Here is a 16841-nt window from a genome sequence, read left to right as displayed (position 1 = left end):
CGACCGGGTGCTCGACGCGATGCTCGCGGGCGGCGTGGCCGCGGCGGTGGCCGCGCTGTCCGACGTGCGGCCGGATGTACTGCACGGCGAGATCCAGGCGTTGCTGGCCGCCCACCCGCACATCCGCGATCCGCGGCTGACCGCCCTCAAGGCGCACGACGCGGAGCACGCCACCGAGTTCACCGCGTCGGTGCTGGCCTGGCTGGACGCGCTGGGCGACGTCCGCGCGGCCGCGGCCGCCCTGCACATCCACCCCAACACGCTGCGCTACCGCATCCGCCGCTCGGCCGAGCTCACCGGCCTGGACTGGGCGGATCCCACCACGCGCCTGCTGGCGCGGCTGCTGCTGCGTTAGCGCGTGCCCGGCACCGGTGTCGGCCGTCCTTGGTTCAGACTCGGATGCCCAGGTCCTCCAGGAGCTTCAGGCTCACGTACTCGCCGCCGGTGCGCGAGACCGGGCCGTCGCACAGTTCCAGGGTGGCCGTGACCATCTGGTCCATGGTCTCGATCTGATCGGGGCGCAGCTGATCGCCGATCAGTTCCTCGGCGCCCTCGCTCAGCACCGCGGCGCGGGGTTCGATCGTGTTGACTCGGATGCCGGTGCCGTACAGTTCCGCGGCCAGCGCGTTGGTGATCCGGTTCAGGGCAGCCTTGGAGGCGCCGTAGACCGCGGTCTTGGTGCCGAGCACGCCCAGTTCGAACGGCGGCCCGGGCCACGGGCGCGCGGTGCCGCTGGAGATGTTGACGATCCAGCCCGCGCCGCGCGCGGACATCCCCGGTACCACCGCCTGCGAAAGTTCCATCGGGGCCAGCACGTTCACCTCGAAGTGCAGGCGCGCGCGGCGCGGCGGATACACCCGCAGCGGTGCGTAGGAGGCCATGGCCGCGTTGTTGACGAGGATGTCGATCGGCCCCCCGAGCTGGTTTTCCGCCGACGGCACGATGCGCGCCCGCTGCGACTCGTCCGACAGATCGGCCACCACCACGGCGCTGCGCCGCCCGTGCCGCGCGATCAACGTCTCGGTCCGCTCCAGCGATCCGGCCAGGTTCCCCTGCCTGAGCGTGCGCGCGGTCACCGCCACGTCGGCCCCCTCGGCCGCCAACCGCACCGCCAACGCCGCGCCTATCCCCCGGCTGGCCCCGGTGACCAACGCCCTGCGCCCCGCGAATCTGCCCGCCATACGCCCTCCCCAAAGCCCGCCGCCCGCTCACGATCGCGGTACCCGCACACCATCCTCGCAACGATGGACTCAGTCAATGATCATGCCCGCTCGGCCGGGTGTCTCCGGATCGGCCGAAATCGCCCACGGTCGCCGTCGACACGGGTACGAGACCGGGGCCGAGCACGACGAAGGCCGCCCCGGCCGTAGGCAAGCCGGGACGGCCTCGGGAATTCACCGACACTCGGGTCGGGGGCGGGGCGGTGGGGCGCAGGCCCCCGGGGTCGCCGCCGCGGGGCGGGTCAGCGTGGCAGGCCCAACTCGCGGGCGATCAGCATCCGCTGGACCTCGCTCGTGCCCTCGCCGATCTCCAGGATCTTCGCGTCGCGCCAGAAGCGGGCGACCGGGTATTCGTTCATGAAGCCGTAGCCGCCGTGGATCTGGGTGGCGTCGCGGGCGTTGTCGACCGCGATCTCGGAGCTGTACAGCTTCGCGATCGCGGCCTCCTTCTTGAAGCGTTCGCCGTGCACCAGCAGCGAGGCCGCGTGGCGCCAGCTCAACCGGGCGTTGTGGGCCTTCAGTTCCATGTCGGCGAGCTTGAAGGCGATGGCCTGGTTGGCGCCGATCGGGCGGCCGAACGCCTCGCGTTCGCCGGCGTAGCGCACCGACTCGTCGACGCAGCCCTGGGCGAGTCCCGTGGCCAGCGCGGCGATCGCCACTCGGCCCTCGTCGAGGATGGACAGGAACTGGGCGTAGCCGCGCCCGCGTTCGCCGAGCAGGTTGGCGGCCGGGACACGGCAGTCGTCGAAGGACAGTTCGCGGGTGTCCGAGCAGTTCCAGCCGACCTTGGAGTAGGGCGGCGCGACCGTGAAGCCCGGCGTGCCCGACGGCACGATGACGGTGCTGATCTCCTTGCCGCCGGTGGCGGTCGTGCCGGTCACCGCCGTCACCGTGACGAAGCCGGTGATGTCGGTGCCGGAGTTGGTGATGAAGCACTTGCCGCCGTTGATCACCCACTCGTTGGTGTCCTCGTCGAGGCGCGCGGTGGTGCGGGTCGCGCCGGCGTCGGAGCCGCCGCCGGGCTCGGTGAGGCCGAAGGCGCCGAGGATCTCGCCACTGGTCAGCCGCGGCAGCCAGGTCCGCTTCTGCTCCTCGGTGCCGAACCGGAAGATGGGCATCGCGCCGAGCGAGACGCCGGCCTCCAGGGTGATCGCCACCGACGAGTCCACCCGGGCGAGTTCCTCCAGGACCAGCCCCAGCGCGAGGTAGTCGCCGCCCATGCCGCCGTACTCCTCGGGGAACGGCAGGCCGAACAGGCCCATACGGCCCATCTCGCGAACGATCCGGTACGGGAATTCGTGCTTCTCGTACAGTTCGCCGATCGCGGGGGCGATCACGTCCTTGGCGAACTCGGCGACCGTGCGCCGAAGTTGCTCGTACTCGTCGTCGAGTCGGTGGTCCAGCATGGTCGGGCTCCCGGGTTGGGTGGGACGGGCTACCTCGCTCGTGGCGGTGGTGACCCGGTGGGTGGCTCGGCCGCGGGGGCGGCCGTCAGTCGGTGTTCGGCCGGTCGGTGTCCGGGCGGTCGGCTTTCGGCCCTTCGGTGTTCGGTCCGTCGGCTTTCGGTGGCAGGACCAGGCCGTGCGCGTCGACGTGGCGGCCCGCGAGGGCCTGTACTGCGCGCGAAGGGCTGGGGCGGCCGAGCAGGTCGGCCATCCATTCGCTCGTGGCGACCAGTTCGCCCAGGTGCACGCCGGTCTCGATGCCCAGGCCGTGCAGCATCCACACGAGGTCCTCGGTGGCCAGGTTGCCGGTCGCGCTCTCCGCGTAGGGGCAGCCGCCGAGGCCGCCGGCCGACGCGTCGACGGTGGTGACGCCCAGGCGCAGCGCCGCGAGCGTGTTGGCCAGGGCCTGGCCGTAGCTGTCGTGGAAGTGCACGGCGAGGGTCTCGATCGGCACGCCGGCCTCGACGAACGCGGTGAGCAACGCGGTGACGTGTCCGGGTGTGGCCACGCCGATGGTGTCGCCGAGGCTGAGTTGGGCGCAGCCCATGTCGAGCAGGGCCTTGCCCACCCGCACGACCCGGTCGAGCGGGACGCGGCCTTCCCACGGGTCGCCCCAGCACATCGACAGGTAGCCGCGAGTACGCACGCCGGCGTCGGTCGCCCGGGCGACCACCGGACGAAACATCGCGAGCGATGCCTCGACGGTGCGGTTGAGGTTGCGCGCGGCGAACGTCTCGGTGGCGCTGCCGAACACCGCGATCTGCTCGGCGCCCAGCTCCAGGGCGCGGTCGAGGCCGCGTTCGTTGGGCACCAGTACGGGCAGCCGGCGGCCGGACGCGGTGACCTCGGGGTCGGCCCGCACCGCCGCGAACACCTGCGCCGCGTCGGCGAGTTGGGGTACCCACTTGGGGTGGACGAAGCTGGTCACCTCGATCGTGCCGAGGCCGGCGCGGGCGAGTCGGCGGACGAACTCGACCTTGGCCTCGGTGGGGACGACCCCGGACTCGTTCTGTAGCCCGTCGCGGGGGCCGACCTCGTGGATCACCACCCGCTCGGGCAGGTCGGGTTCGCGGATCACGTCGGGGAGGTGCGGTGTCATCGGGACTCCTTCCGCGCGTCGGCGTCGGCGTTCGCCGCCGCATCCGCTCCGTCGGCCGCTACGGCCTCGACCGTCTCGACGATCGCCAGCGTCTGATCCATCGCGACGGAAGCGCCGACCACCGCGCTCACCTCGGTCACCACCCCGTCGAAGGGCGCGGTCAGCGCGTGTTCCATCTTCATCGCCTCGACCACGACCACGGTCTGTCCCCGGGTGACCCGATCCCCGACCGCGGCCTTGACCACGGTGACCGTGCCGGGCATCGGCGACGTCAGCGCGCCGTTGCCCATCGCGGCGCCCGCCGCCGCGGCCCGTACCGTGTCGACCTCGCTCACCCGCCACGTGTCGGGCCCGTACGCGAGCCACCGCACACCGGACGACTGGGCCGCGTAGTCGAACCGTCGGGTCAGCCCGTCGAGGCTCACCGACAGCCCGCCCGGCACGACCTGTACGGCGGCCGGCACCGGTTCGCCGCCGTCCACCGACACCTGCCCGTCGCGCACCCGGACCTCGACCGGTTCACCCGGCCCGATCCGCAGCACGTGCGTGTCCCACGCGGGCCCGCCGACGCGCCACCCGGTCTGCGCCGAGAACGGGTCGGCCCACCCGCCGGTCGCGGTCCGCTCGGCCCGGGCCGCGAGCGCCGCGGCGACCGCCACCTCGGGAGGCGGTGCCAAGCCGACGAGGTCGTCGGCCCGGGCCTCGACGAGGCCGGTGTCGATGTCGCCCGCGGCCACGTCCGGGTCGCCGAGGAGTCGGTACAGGAACCCGAGGTTGGTGGTGACGCCGAGCACACGCGTGCCGGCCAGCGCCGCGCGCAGCCGCGCGATCGCGGTGGCCCGGTCCTCGCCGTAGGCGATCACCTTGGCGAGCATCGGGTCGTACGTGCTGCCGATCTCGCCGCCCTCGCGCAGCCCGGAGTCGATCCTTACACCCTCGATATCGGGCTCGCTCAGGGTCAACACCCGTCCGCCGGTGGGCAGGAAGCCCCGGTCGGGGTCCTCGGCGTAGATCCGGGCCTCGATCGCGTGTCCGTGCATGGTCACGTCGGACTTGCCGATCGCGGCGCCGGCCGCGATCCGCAGTTGGCTCTCGACGAGGTCGACGCGCGTCACGAGTTCGGTGACCGGGTGCTCGACCTGGAGCCGGGTGTTCATCTCCATGAAGTAGAAGGAACTCGGGTCCTCGCTCGGCACGATGAACTCGATCGTGCCCGCGCCGACATAGCCGCAGGCGCGCGCGGCGCGCACGGCGGCGGCGCCCATCGCGATCCGGGTGTCCACGTCGAGCAGGACCGAGGGGGCCTCCTCGATGATCTTCTGGTGCCGGCGTTGCAGGCTGCACTCGCGCTCGCCCAGGTGCACGACCGTGCCGTGGGTGTCGGCGAGGACCTGGATCTCGATGTGCCGCGGTCGGTCGATCCAGCGCTCGATCAAAAGCGTGTCGTCGCCGAACGCGCCCTTGGCCACGCGCCGAGCGGCGGCGATCTCCTCGGCCAGCACGTCGTCGGTGCGGACCAGGCGCATGCCCTTGCCGCCGCCGCCCGCCGACGGCTTGATCAGTACGGGGAAGCCGATCTTGCGGGCCTCGTCGGCGAGTTGTTCGTCACTCATGCCGGGTGCGCCGGTACCGGGCACGACGGGCACGCCGAAGGCCGCGACCGTCTCCTTGGCCCGGATCTTGTCGCCCATCAGCTCGATCACGCCCGCCGGCGGACCGACGAACACCAACCCGGCCCGCTCCACCGCCGCCGCGAACGCGGCGTTCTCGGACAGGAATCCGTAGCCGGGGTGGATCGCCTGCGCGCCGGCACGCAGCGCGGCGGCGACCACCGCGTCGATGTCCAGATAGCCGGGCACCTCGACCGCCGTGTCGGCCTCGTGCACGTGCCGCGCGTCGGCGTCGCCGGGCCCGTGGACGGTGACCGCGCGCACGCCCAGGCGGCGCAGCGTGCGAATCACCCGGACCGCGATCTCGCCGCGGTTGGCGACCAGTACTGCCTCGAACACGTCGTGACCCCTCACATCCGGAACAGACCGAAGCGCGGCTCGGCGAGCGGCGCGTTGCCACAGGCCGTGAGCGCCAACCCCAGCACCGTGCGGGTGTCGAGCGGGTCGATGATCCCGTCGTCCCACAGCCGGGCGGTCGCGTAGTAGGCGTTGCCCTGTGCGTCGTACTGATCGCGGATCGGCTGCTTGAACGCGTCCTCGTCGGCGCCGTCCCAGCTTTCGCCGCGCGCTTCGATCTGGTCGCGCTTGACCGTGGCGAGCACGGTCGCGGCCTGTTCGCCGCCCATCACCGAGATCTTCGCGGTGGGCCACATCCACAGGAAGCGCGGACTGTACGCGCGTCCGCACATCGAGTAGTTGCCCGCGCCGTGCGAACCGCCGACGACCACGGTCAGCTTGGGCACGCGCGTGGTGGCCACCGCGGTGACCATCTTGGCGCCGTGTTTGGCGATGCCGCCGTGTTCGTAGTCCTTGCCGACCATGAAGCCGGTGATGTTCTGGAGGAAGACGAGCGGGATGCCGCGCTGGTCGCACAGTTCGATGAAGTGCGCGCCCTTGACCGCCGATTCGGCGAACAGGATGCCGTTGTTGGCCACGATCCCCACGGGGTGTCCGTGGATGCGGGCGAAGCCGGTGACCAGGGTCGTGCCGTACTCGCCCTTGAACTCGTGGAAGCGCGAGCCGTCGACGATCCGCGCGATCACCTCGTGCACGTCGTAGGGAGTACGCGCGTCGGGAGGGACGACGCCGTACAGCCCGGCGGGGTCGACGGCCGGGGGCTCGACCTCGCGCACGTCCCACGGCAGGTCCGGCCTGGCGCCGAAGGTGCCCACGATGTCGCGGACGATGCGCAGCGCGTCCTTGTCGTCGGCGGCCAGGTGGTCCACGACGCCGGAGATCCGGGCGTGTACGTCTCCCCCGCCCAGTTGCTCGGCGGTGACCACCTCGCCGGTCGCGGCCTTCACGAGCGGCGGGCCGCCGAGGAAGATCGTGCCCTGGTCGCGCACGATCACCGTCTCGTCGCTCATCGCCGGCACGTACGCGCCGCCGGCGGTGCACGAGCCGAGCACGGCGGAGATCTGCGGGATGCCGCGCGCGGACATCTGCGCCTGGTTGTAGAAGATCCGGCCGAAGTGGTCGCGGTCGGGGAAGACTTCGTCCTGCATGGGCAGGAACGCACCGCCGGAGTCGACCAGATACAGGCACGGGAGGCGGTTCTCCAGGGCGATCTCCTGCGCCCGCAGGTGTTTCCTGACCGTCATCGGGTAGTACGTGCCGCCCTTGACGGTCGCGTCGTTGGCGGCGATCACGCACTCGCGCCCGGCGACTCGACCGACGCCGGCGATGATGCCCGCGGCGGGCGCGTCGCCGCCGTACATCCCGTCGGCGGCCAGCGGCGCGACCTCCAGGAAGGGCGTGCCGGGGTCGAGCAGGGTCTCCACGCGGTCGCGCGGGAGCAGTTTGCCGCGCGCGGTGTGCCGTTCGCGGGCCCGCTCGCCGCCGCCTCGGGCGGCGCCGGCGAGGCGCTCGCGCAGTTGTCCGACGGCACGCTCGTGTGCGGCCTCGTTCGCTTGATACGACTCCGTGCCGGGGTCGGCAGCAGTGCCGAGCACGCTTTCCATGGCCACCGTCTCAGGTTAATGGTCGTTCACCTGCCCCCGAGGTTAACCACGATTAATCCGGGTGTCTAGCATGGACACATGACCGTGAGCCGTCGTGATCAGATCCTGCGGGTGGCCGCCCGCCTGTTCGCCGAGCGCGGCTACCAGAGCGTGGGCATGGACGACATCGGCGCGGCGGTGGGAATCAGTGGGCCCGCGCTGTACAAGCACTTCCGCGGCAAGGAGGCGATGTTGACCGAGCTCTTGGTCGACATCAGCGAGCAGCTTTTGGCCAGGGGCCGCGAGCGCGCGGCGATCGAGGAGCCGGGCGCGGCGCTCGCCGGGCTGATCAGCGGTCAGGTCGAGTTCGCGCTGCGGCACCCGGATCTGATCACCCTGCACGACCACGCGCTCAATCAGGTCCCGGTGCAGGATCGACACCGCATCCGGCGGCTCCAGCGCGCCTACGTCGAGATCTGGGTCGAGGTGGCCCTGCGCGCCTACCCGACCTGGCCGGACGACCGACACGCGCGAGCGGCCGTACACGCGACGTTCGGGCTGATCAACTCGACGCCACACACGCTCAAGACGCCACAGCGCATCCTGTCGCCGGTCCTGGGACGGATGGCGGGCGCGGCGCTTTCGGCGGCGGCGACGGAAACGGTGGGGGCCGGGTCGGTGACCGAAACGACGCGGGTCGGCTCGGTGACGGACGCGCCCGACCCCGCTTGACGTTCGGTGCGCGAACGGACGTGCCACCCGGGCCGGGCGAGTCGTCGCCGGGCGCCGAGGCAGCGGCTCGGGCGTGGCGCGCCGGTGCGCCCAGTAGCGTTGGGTCGCCGTTCACGCACCTCTCGGGGGAGATACCAAGCCGATGCGCACTTCGCGAACCACGCGTTCCCGCCTGCCGCTCGTCGCGGTCGCGACCGCGGCCGCCCTGCTGGGGGTCGGTGGGTGCGGTTCCGAGGATTCGGGCCCGCTGGGCGATGTACTCAAGGCGCCGAGCACGTCGGCGCCGCAGCCGACGGGCGGGTCGACGGGCGGACCGACCCGCTCGGGTTCGCCCGCGCCGACGTCGTCCAAGCGGCAACTCGACCTCGTCCCCACCCAGGAGCAACTGGACGGCGCGGTGCTGACCACCGCCGATCTTCCGGCCGGCTCCAGTGTCGAAGCACTGCCCACCGGCGGCGCGGAGCCGGTCGCCGAAAAGGCGGCCTGTCGCCCGATGATGGACCTGGTCACCATCAACGCCGGCACGGTCAAGCCACACGCCCACAAGAGCATCACCTACTCGCTCGCGTCGGCCTCGAAGGGCACGAACGCGGCGGTGATCGCGTCCTTCGCCCCGGGCCAGGCGCAGCGCATCCTGAGCGACGGCATCGCGGCGATCGACGCGTGCTCGTCCTTCACCGGGGCCAAGGACGGGGTCACCGTGACCTACACGGTGTCCTCGCGCTCGGACCCGCACCTGGGCGACGAATCGGTATCGCTGCGCCTGGACACCGCTGTCGGCGGCCAGAGCATCCCGTCCGGCTACACGATCGTGCGGGTCGGCAACGTGGTCACCGAGTTCGTCTACGTCGAGGTGAGCAGCCGAGCCTTCGCCCTCCCCGACCAGTCCGTGGTCCGCAAGCAGGTGGACAAGCTCAAGGCGATCCGGTGACGGCCCGGCCGTGACCCTGCCGCGTCTTGGTCCGGACCGCGCGCGGTCCGGCGTTACCGCCGGCCCGACGCTCGGATCGTGATGTTCAGTCGGCCCGCGGCGAGCCCTGTGCGCGGGTCGCCGGTGCCGGGGAGGGTCTTCGGTACGCCGTGGTAGGCCAGGCGGGACGGTCCGCCGAAGACCACCAGGTCGCCGCCGCGCAGTTCGATGTCGGTCCACGGGCGGGTACGGGTCTCGGTGTTGCCGAAGCGAAACACGCACGCGTCGCCGATACTCAGCGACACCACCGGCGCGAGCGACGCCTCGTCCGCGTCGCGGTGCAGGCCCATCCGGGCCCGCGCGTCGTAGAAGTTGACCAGCCCGATGTCGTAGGCGTCGTCCGGCAGCGACGTCGGGCCGTACACGTCGCGCACCGCGCGCGCCGCCAACTCGCCCAGTACCGCCGGGAACGCCTTGACCGCGGTGCCGTCCGGCAGTCGGTCGAGGTAGCGGTACGGCTCCCAGTACAGCCCCAGGCTCACGCTGCGCACGCTCATCACCCCTCCCGAGGGCATCACCACGTGTCGCATGCCGGCCGGCGGCGCGGCCCACTCGCGGGCCGCCACGACCAGTTCGCGCTGCTCGTCGAGCGACAGCCAGTCGGGGACGTGCCACGCGCCGGGCGACAGTTCGGCCCGGTCGCGCGGCAGCGGGAAGAGCCCGTCGCTCACGTGGCCGCCCAGTGCGGCGGGCGCTTCTCGCGGAAGGCAGCCATGCCCTCGGTCGCGTCGTCGGACGCGAACAACTCGGCGGAGCGCCGCGCGAGCGCGCCGCCGTCGCGGTCGAACCCGGCCACCAGTTCGCGCACGGTCAGCTTCTTCGACTCGACCAGGCCCTGTCGCGAGCACAACCGAAACGACGCGAGCAGCGCGGCGACCGCGTCGTCCGTGCCTTCCACGCCGTCCACCGCGCGAGTGAGCAGGCCCATCCGCTCCGCCTCGACGCCGTCGAACACGTCACCGGTCAGGAAGTAGCGCGACACCGACCGCGGGTCCATCCGCGGCACCGTCGTCAACGAGATCACCGCCGGGCTGAGCCCGAGCCTGGCCTCGGTGAACGCGAACGTGGCCTGCGCGGGCGCGATCGCCACGTCGGCCGCGCCGAGCAGGCCGATCCCGCCGGCGCGCGCGTTGCCGCGCAGGTGCGCGACCACCGGCACCGGCACCTCGACCACCAGGCGCAGCAGCGCGAGCAACTGCTCGGCTCCGTGCGCCATGCCGCCCTCGGCCGCCTCGCGCAGGTCCATGCCCGAACAGAAGGTCGGTCCGGTGTGCGTGAGCACGATCGCCCGAACCCGCTCGTCCACGCCCGCCTCGGCGAGGTGATGCCGCAGGCTCGCCACCAGGCGCGCCGACAGCGCGTTGCGGTTGGCCGGCGCATCGAGCGTGATCGTCGCGATCCCCTCGTCCAGGTTCATCCGTACCGGATCGGCATCCACGGTGTTCCTCCAGGCTCGCGGGTCGAGTGGTCCGGCCGAGGATCGCCCGGACCGATACACGTGTCGATCCTGGCACGAGCCGGTCGGAGACGATCGTTGTGTGTCACGTTCATGCTCCTTTCATGTTGGGAGCGCATGTTTTCCTCAGGTCGACCGTCGCGTCCGGTCGACGGCGCGCCCCCGACCCAGGACGCCGAACCCGCCGTCCGGACGACATGATCGGCTTCCCGTCCCAGCGAGCGTGTCCGCGTGCGACCGTAAGGCCACCCGCTGTAGTGGCCTCGGCCGCCGTTCGAACAAGGAGCCGCCCGTCATGACGCCCTCCGCCGCCGACCCCGCAAGCCCGCCGCACATCCTGGTGGTGGACGACGAGCCCGCCGTCCGCGAGGCCTTGGAGACCAGCCTGCGTTTCGAGGGATATCGAGTCACTCTCGCGGGCGAGGGCGTGGCCGCGCTCAGCGCCATCGCGGGCGACGAGCCCGACCTCGTGCTGCTGGACGTGCTGATGCCGCGCATGGACGGACTGACCGCGTGTCGTCGACTGCGCGCCCGAGGGGACACGCTGCCGGTCCTGATGCTCACCGCGCGCGACGCGGTCGGCGACCGGGTCACCGGTCTCGACGCCGGCGCCGACGACTACCTGGTCAAGCCGTTCGATCTGGACGAGCTGCTCGCCCGGGTGCGCGCGCTGCTGCGCCGCAGCGCGATGGCCGGCACCGGCGGCGCCGACGACGCGCTCGCGTTCGCCGATCTGCGGATGGACAACGCGTCGCGCGAGGTCACCCGCGCCGGCCGATCGATCGAGCTGACTCGCACCGAGTACACCCTGCTCGAACTCCTGTTGAACCACCCGCGGCAGGTACTGACGCGTGAACAGATCCTGCGCAACGTATGGGGGTTCGACTTCGAGCCCGCGTCGAATTCGTTGGACGTGTACGTGATGTACCTACGCCGCAAGACCGAGGCGGGCGGCCTGCCCCGACTCGTGCACACCGTGCGCGGCGTCGGCTACGTGCTGCGTTCGCCGGAGACGCCCGTCTGATGCATCGTCACCTGCCCCTGCGCGCCCGCCTCGCGCTGCTCACCGCGCTCGCCGTGACCCTCGCGGTCGCGGTGGCGTCCGTCACGTGTTGGGTGTTGACGCGCAATCAGCTGCGCGCTCAACTCGATCGCACGCTCCAGACGACCGCCGCTCCGCTGATGGGTCCGCGCAACGCCACGTCGTTCGAGGAGATCTGCAGCCATGCCGCGCCGCCGGAGTTCCAACGCGGCCTGCTCACCTATCAGGTGGTCCAGGCGAGCGGGCGCTACTGCACCCAGCGTGGCGGCAAGTCGGTGCCGATCGACGCCGAGGACGTCGCGGTGGCGGTGGGCACCAGGCAGATGGTCTTCCACGACGCGAAGGACGTCGACGGCAACTCGGTGCGGGTGCTGACCCGCCATGTCGGCCGGGACACCGCCGTGTCGATCTCGCGACCGCTGGGGGAGATCGAGGACTCGCTCGACAGCCTCGCGGTGTGGCTCACCGTGGTCTGCGCGATCGGGATCCTGGGCGCGGCGACGATGGGGTTGCTGGTGGCCCGGGCCGCGCTCAAGCCGGTGGACCGGCTCACCGACGCGGCCGAACACGTCGCCCGGACCGACGATCTGGACACCGTGATCCCGGTCGCGGGCCGGGACGAGATCGCCCGCCTGGGCGCGTCGTTCAACGCGATGACCGCTTCGCTCAAGGCGTCGCGGCTACGCCAGCAGCGGCTGATCGCCGACGCCGGGCACGAACTGCGCACCCCGCTCACGTCCTTGCGCACCAACGCCGATCTGCTGTTGCGCAGCGAGCGCACCGGTCGGCCGATTCCGCCCGCCGACAAGGAACGCCTGCTGCGCAACGTCAACGCGCAGTTGGTCGAACTCTCGGACCTGGTCGGTGATTTGCTGCTGCTCGCGCGACCGGAGAACGTCCCCAGCGAGCCGCCGACCACGTCGGCCGCGCTGGATCGGGCGATTCGTCGTGCGGTCGAGCGGGCCTCGTTGCGGGCGCCGAACGCGCGGATCGAGGTGGACGTCCAGCCGTGGCAGGTGCGTGGCGAGCCCGCCGCGCTGGAGCGGGCGGTGGTCAACCTGCTCGACAACGCGCTCAAGTTCGGCGGAGCCGAGGGCCTGGTCGAGGTGCGGCTGCGCGACGGCGAGTTGACGGTGCGCGACCACGGTCCGGGGATCGCTCCGGCGGACGTTCCCTACGTGTTCGAACGCTTTTGGCGCGCTGCCGCCGCCCGCGGGCTTCCGGGCTCGGGCCTGGGGCTGGCGATCGTGGCCCGCACGGTGGCCGACGCGGGCGGCACGATCACCCTTGAGCCGGCCTCGGGTGGCGGCACCGTTGCCCGCATACGACTGCCGGGGACGGCGGCTTAGCGGGCGCCCGCGTCGGGCGTTGGTGCCCGGGGGTGGCATTGGGCGTTGGCGTCGGGGGGCGTTGGGCGTTGGTGCCTTGGGTCGCCGGCCGGAGTCACGCGTCGGCGGTGGCGGCCGGAAGGCGTCGCTAGGCGTCGGCGAACTCCGCCAGGTGTGCCAGCAGGGCGGTGTTCAGGGCCTGGGCTCCGTTTTCCGGGACCCAGTGGTCCACGCCCGTGATCTCCTCGAAGCGGTACGGGCCCGCGACCGCGGCGGCCGTGGCCTCGGCGCCCGCGCGGCCGAACGCGGTGTCCCGGTCGCTCCACACGTACAGCGTCGGCGTGTCGATCTCGCCGATCTCGCGCAGCGTCCTGGGATCTATCGCCCGGTACCAGTTCAGCGCGGCGGTGAGCGCGCCCGGCTCGCGCAGGACCGCGAGGTAGCGCTCGGCGGACTCGGACGGCAGCGTCGCGAAGGCCGCGCGCAAGTAGGCCGCGTCGTCGGCGAGCAGGCGTTCCTCGGCGGTGCCCCGGGTTCGGAAGAGGTGGATGTAGGCCGATCGGTCGCGTTGTCCCGAGGTCTCGTCGCGCACCGCCGACGCCAACGCCTTCGGGTGCGGCGTGGACACCACCGTGAGCGTGCGCAGCCGCTCCGGATGCAGGCCGGCGACCTGCCAGGCCAGCGCGCCGCCCCAGTCGTGGCCGACCAGGTCCACCCGGTCCACGCCCAGTGCGTCCAGGACCGCGAGCACGTCGCCCACCAACGCGTCGCGCCCGTAGGCGGATTCCTGCGGCGGACGCGCGCCCGCCGAGTAGCCGCGCTGGTCGAAGGCGACCGCGCGGTGGCCGGCCCGGGCCAGCGCGAGCAACTGCGCGGTCCAGGACGCGGACGTCTGCGGGAATCCGTGCAGCAGCAACACCGGCCGCCCGTCGGCCGGTCCGGCGACGCGGGCGCTGAACACCCAGCCGCCGGCCGCGATCTCCAGGGCCTCCACGAACGGTTGACCGGAGTCCGCGTCGACCGACCTGCCCGCCGAGGTGTTCATGTGTGGCCTCCGGATCTCCGGATCGATGTACCGGTCATCCGGAGCATAGGCGTCCCGGAGCGTGAGATCGCCGTCCCAAGGCAAGAAACGCGTCGTGGGCCGGGAGAAAGACCGGCTTCGACGATCGCTCGTCTCCGCGGCCCGCGTCCGCGTCGGCGGCGCGAGGCGTGGGCCCCGCCGGCGCGGGCGTACCGGCCGGCGGCGTGCGGCCCGGGAGATTTCTCATCGCGCGTTAAGAATCAGCTCAGACGGCTCCCAGTCCGCGTGGACACCGTCGGGGACATGAGCCTGACGACACCGATTCGCACGCGGATCGTGGACGTGGTGGTCCCCGTGTACAACGAGGCGCATGTCCTGGCCGCGAGCATCCGACGCCTGCACGACTACCTCCTGAGCGCCTTCCCGTACGCCTTCCGCATCGTGATCGCGGACAACGCCAGCACCGACGCGACCTGGCGGGTCGCGGGCGAGCTGGCCCGCGAACTCCCGCACGTACGCGCGGTACACCTGGACGAAAAGGGCCGGGGTCGGGCGCTGCGCAAGACCTGGGCCGCGTCGGACGCCGACGTCGTGGCCTACATGGACGTCGATCTGTCCACCGACCTGGACGCGTTCCTGCCGCTGGTCGCGCCGCTGGTCAGCGGGCACAGCGACCTCGCGATCGGGACTCGGCTGGTTCGTTCGGCCGAAGTCGTGCGCGGGCCGCGGCGCGAGGTGGTCTCTCGCTCCTACAACCTCTTGCTGCGCGGCGTGTTCGCGGCCCGCTTCTCCGACGCGCAGTGCGGGTTCAAGGCCGCGCGCACGGTGGTCGCCCAGGCGCTGCTGCCGCACGTACACGACGAGGAGTGGTTCTTCGACACCGAACTCCTGCTGCTCGCCGAGCGCAACGGTCTGCGCATCCACGAGGTGCCGGTCGATTGGACGGACGATCCGGACAGCCGGGTGAACGTGGTGCGCACCGCACTCGACGACCTGCGCGGCATGGCGCGCGTGGCCCGGCGGATCGCGGCCGGGACGTTTCGGGTCGCGGTGCCGCCGCGCGTCGCGCACGCGCGCCTGCCGCGCGGCATGCGCGCGCAGTTGCCCAGTTTCGCGGTGATCGGCGTGCTCAGCACACTGGCGCACCTGCTGCTCTACGTGCTCCTGCGCGGCGGCACGGGCGCGCTCGCGGCGAACGCGCTCGCCCTGACGGCGACCACGATCGCGAACACGGCGGCGAATCGGCGGTGGACGTTCGGGGTGCGCGGAAGAGCGGGCGCGTGGACGCATCAGGCGCAGGGCGGCCTGGCGTTCCTGGTCGGTCTGGGATTGAGCAGCGCGGCACTGGCCGGGCTGCACGCGGCGGTGGAAAGGCCCGCACGGGCGGTCGAGTTGGGTGTGTTGATCGGGGCCGGGGTGGTGGCGACGGTGGTGCGGTTCTTGTTGTTGCGGGTGTGGGTGTTTCGGGCGGCGGGAGGGGCCGGGGCTTCGGGTCCCGCGCCGGGATCGGTGGCGATGGCGGACTCCGCTTCGGGTGATCTCGCGTGAGCGCCGTCGTGACGCCGTTGCCGTTCCCCTCGTCGCCGGCGCGGGTCGGCGACGCCAAACCCTGGTATCTGCGGTGGGTTCGCGGGCACGAGAGCGACGCGCCCTGGGTGCGCCCCGCGTTCGTGCTGCTCCTGGTGGCGACCGGCGTGCTGTACTGCTGGGGCCTGGGCGCTTCGGGGTGGGCGAACTCGTTCTATTCGGCGGCCGTTCAGGCCGGTACCGAGAGTTGGAAGGCGTTCTTCTTCGGCTCCTCGGACGCGGGCAACTCGATCACCGTCGACAAGACCCCGGCCTCGCTGTGGGTGATGGGCCTGTCGGCGCGGATCTTCGGGGTCAACGCGTGGAGCATCCTGGTCCCGCAGGCGTTGGCCGGCGTCGCCACGGTGGCGGTGTTGTACGCCGCGGTCCGGCGCCGGTTCCCCGCGTGGGCGGCCCTGTTGGCGGGCGCGATCCTGGCGCTGACGCCGGTGGCCGCGCTGATGTTTCGGTTCAACAATCCCGACGCGCTGTTGGTCCTGCTGCTGACGATCGCCGCCTACGCGGTGCTGCGGGCACAGGAGAGCGCGAGCACGCGGTGGCTCGTACTGGCGGGCGCGTGCGTGGGATTCGCCTTCCTGGCCAAGATGTTGCAGGCGTTCGTGATCGTTCCGCCGCTGGCTGTGGTGTATCTCGCGCTGGCGCCGACCGGAGTCTGGCACCGCGTGCGGCAGTTGCTGTGGTCGGGCCTCGCGCTGATCGTCGCGGGTGGGTGGTGGATCGCGATCGTCGAGCTGTGGCCCGAGTCCTCGCGTCCCTACATCGGCGGTTCACAGCACAATTCGATCCTGGAACTCACGCTCGGCTACAACGGTTTGGGCCGGCTCAACGGTGACGAGACGGGCAGTGTGGGCGGTGGCGGCGGCCCCGGTGGGGGCGCCCGCGGCGGGTCGTGGGGCGAGACCGGGTGGAACCGGTTGTTCAATTCCGAGATGGGCGGACAGATCTCGTGGCTGCTGCCGACCGCGCTGATCCTGCTCGCGGTGGGGTTGTGGCTGACCCGGCGCGCGCCGCGGACCGATCCCGCGCGGGCTGCCGTGATGTTGTGGGGCGGCTGGTTGCTGACCACGGGGCTGGTCTTCAGCTACATGGCGGGCATCTTCCACGCCTACTACAACATCGCGCTCGCCCCGGCCATCGCCGCGGTGGTGGCGATGGGCGCGGCGCTGTTGTGGGAACGGCGCGAGGTGCTGCGGGCCGCGGCGGTCGCGGGGGCGACCGCGGCGGTCAGCGCGTGGTGGGCCTACCGGCTTTTGGACCGCACGCCCGATTGGCATCCGTGGCTGCGCCCGGTGGTGTTGGCGGGCGGAGTCGCGGCCGGGGTCGCGCTG

The 16841-nt window shown here is 71.9% G+C and carries 15 protein-coding genes; 7 read left to right on the top strand and 8 right to left on the bottom strand.

Features of this window, described 5'->3' with window-relative positions; all coding sequences use genetic code 11:
- Nucleotides 1-355 (top strand): helix-turn-helix domain-containing protein (locus GT354_RS47105; protein WP_161363876.1); only part of this gene is annotated, 355 nt, incomplete at its 5' end.
- A 34-nt stretch (nt 356-389) separates the two neighbouring features.
- Here the strand turns inward: GT354_RS47105 and GT354_RS47100 are convergent.
- The 5 genes from GT354_RS47100 to GT354_RS47080 form a co-directional block, all read right to left on the bottom strand.
- Nucleotides 390-1181 carry an SDR family oxidoreductase gene (locus GT354_RS47100; RefSeq protein ID WP_237536149.1) on the bottom strand — a complete coding sequence of 264 codons (792 nt, stop codon included), beginning with the start codon at nt 1179-1181 and terminating at the stop codon, nt 390-392.
- Nucleotides 1182-1462: 281 nt separating this feature from the next.
- Entirely contained in the window at nt 1463-2623 is a 1161-nt protein-coding gene (locus tag GT354_RS47095; RefSeq protein WP_161363883.1) for an acyl-CoA dehydrogenase family protein, read from the bottom strand.
- Between the two features lie 88 nt (nt 2624-2711).
- The gene (locus GT354_RS47090; protein ID WP_161363873.1) at nt 2712-3764 is read right to left on the bottom strand and encodes a hydroxymethylglutaryl-CoA lyase; all 1053 of its coding nucleotides are present in this window, start codon (nt 3762-3764) and stop codon (nt 2712-2714) included.
- Complete coding sequence (locus GT354_RS47085; RefSeq protein WP_161363871.1) at nt 3761-5773, bottom strand: biotin carboxylase N-terminal domain-containing protein; 2013 nt, start codon at nt 5771-5773, stop codon at nt 3761-3763. The genes GT354_RS47090 and GT354_RS47085 overlap by 4 nt, the downstream gene beginning before the upstream one ends.
- A gap of 11 nt (nt 5774-5784) precedes the next feature.
- Nucleotides 5785-7395: a carboxyl transferase domain-containing protein gene (locus GT354_RS47080; protein ID WP_161363881.1), complete on the bottom strand. Its 1611-nt coding sequence runs from the start codon at nt 7393-7395 to the stop codon at nt 5785-5787.
- 78 nt (nt 7396-7473) lie between these two features.
- Here GT354_RS47080 and GT354_RS47075 point away from each other — a divergent pair, with 78 nt between their 5' ends.
- Both GT354_RS47075 and GT354_RS47070 read left to right on the top strand, forming a co-directional pair.
- On the top strand, nt 7474-8106 hold the full coding sequence (locus GT354_RS47075; protein WP_161363869.1) for a TetR/AcrR family transcriptional regulator: 633 nt from the start codon (nt 7474-7476) through the stop codon (nt 8104-8106).
- Nucleotides 8107-8248: 142 nt separating this feature from the next.
- Entirely contained in the window at nt 8249-9037 is a 789-nt protein-coding gene (locus tag GT354_RS47070; protein WP_161363867.1) for a hypothetical protein, read from the top strand.
- A gap of 53 nt (nt 9038-9090) precedes the next feature.
- On the opposite strand, the gene GT354_RS47065 is transcribed toward GT354_RS47070, so the two are convergent.
- Together GT354_RS47065 and GT354_RS47060 are read right to left on the bottom strand one after the other, a co-directional pair.
- The gene (locus GT354_RS47065; protein ID WP_161363866.1) at nt 9091-9747 is read right to left on the bottom strand and encodes an alpha-ketoglutarate-dependent dioxygenase AlkB; all 657 of its coding nucleotides are present in this window, start codon (nt 9745-9747) and stop codon (nt 9091-9093) included.
- Entirely contained in the window at nt 9744-10493 is a 750-nt protein-coding gene (locus GT354_RS47060) for an enoyl-CoA hydratase family protein (protein WP_161363879.1), read from the bottom strand. Before GT354_RS47060 ends, GT354_RS47065 begins: the two co-directional genes overlap by 4 nt.
- A gap of 334 nt (nt 10494-10827) precedes the next feature.
- Here GT354_RS47060 and GT354_RS47055 point away from each other — a divergent pair, with 334 nt between their 5' ends.
- Both GT354_RS47055 and GT354_RS47050 read left to right on the top strand, forming a co-directional pair.
- Nucleotides 10828-11556: a response regulator transcription factor gene (locus GT354_RS47055; RefSeq protein ID WP_161363864.1), complete on the top strand. Its 729-nt coding sequence runs from the start codon at nt 10828-10830 to the stop codon at nt 11554-11556.
- The gene (locus GT354_RS47050) at nt 11556-12923 is read left to right on the top strand and encodes a HAMP domain-containing sensor histidine kinase (protein ID WP_161363862.1); all 1368 of its coding nucleotides are present in this window, start codon (nt 11556-11558) and stop codon (nt 12921-12923) included. The genes GT354_RS47055 and GT354_RS47050 overlap by 1 nt, the downstream gene beginning before the upstream one ends.
- Before the next feature lie 127 nt (nt 12924-13050).
- Here the strand turns inward: GT354_RS47050 and GT354_RS47045 are convergent, their stop codons facing one another.
- Nucleotides 13051-13947, bottom strand: a complete 897-nt coding sequence (locus tag GT354_RS47045; protein ID WP_161363860.1) for an alpha/beta hydrolase — start codon at nt 13945-13947, stop codon at nt 13051-13053.
- Between the two features lie 282 nt (nt 13948-14229).
- Here GT354_RS47045 and GT354_RS47040 point away from each other — a divergent pair, with 282 nt between their 5' ends.
- Together GT354_RS47040 and GT354_RS47035 are read left to right on the top strand one after the other, a co-directional pair.
- The gene (locus GT354_RS47040; protein ID WP_161363858.1) at nt 14230-15474 is read left to right on the top strand and encodes a glycosyltransferase; all 1245 of its coding nucleotides are present in this window, start codon (nt 14230-14232) and stop codon (nt 15472-15474) included.
- On the top strand, nt 15471-16841 hold a 1371-nt coding region (locus tag GT354_RS47035; protein ID WP_346012500.1), incomplete at its 3' end, for a glycosyltransferase family 39 protein. The genes GT354_RS47040 and GT354_RS47035, both read left to right, overlap by 4 nt.

The sequence above is a fragment of the Streptomyces sp. SID3343 genome (assembly GCF_009865215.1).
Taxonomy (GTDB): domain Bacteria; phylum Actinomycetota; class Actinomycetes; order Streptomycetales; family Streptomycetaceae; genus Embleya.
The sequence above is the reverse complement of the archived record's forward strand: the minus strand, read 5'-3'. Positions and strand labels throughout refer to the sequence as shown.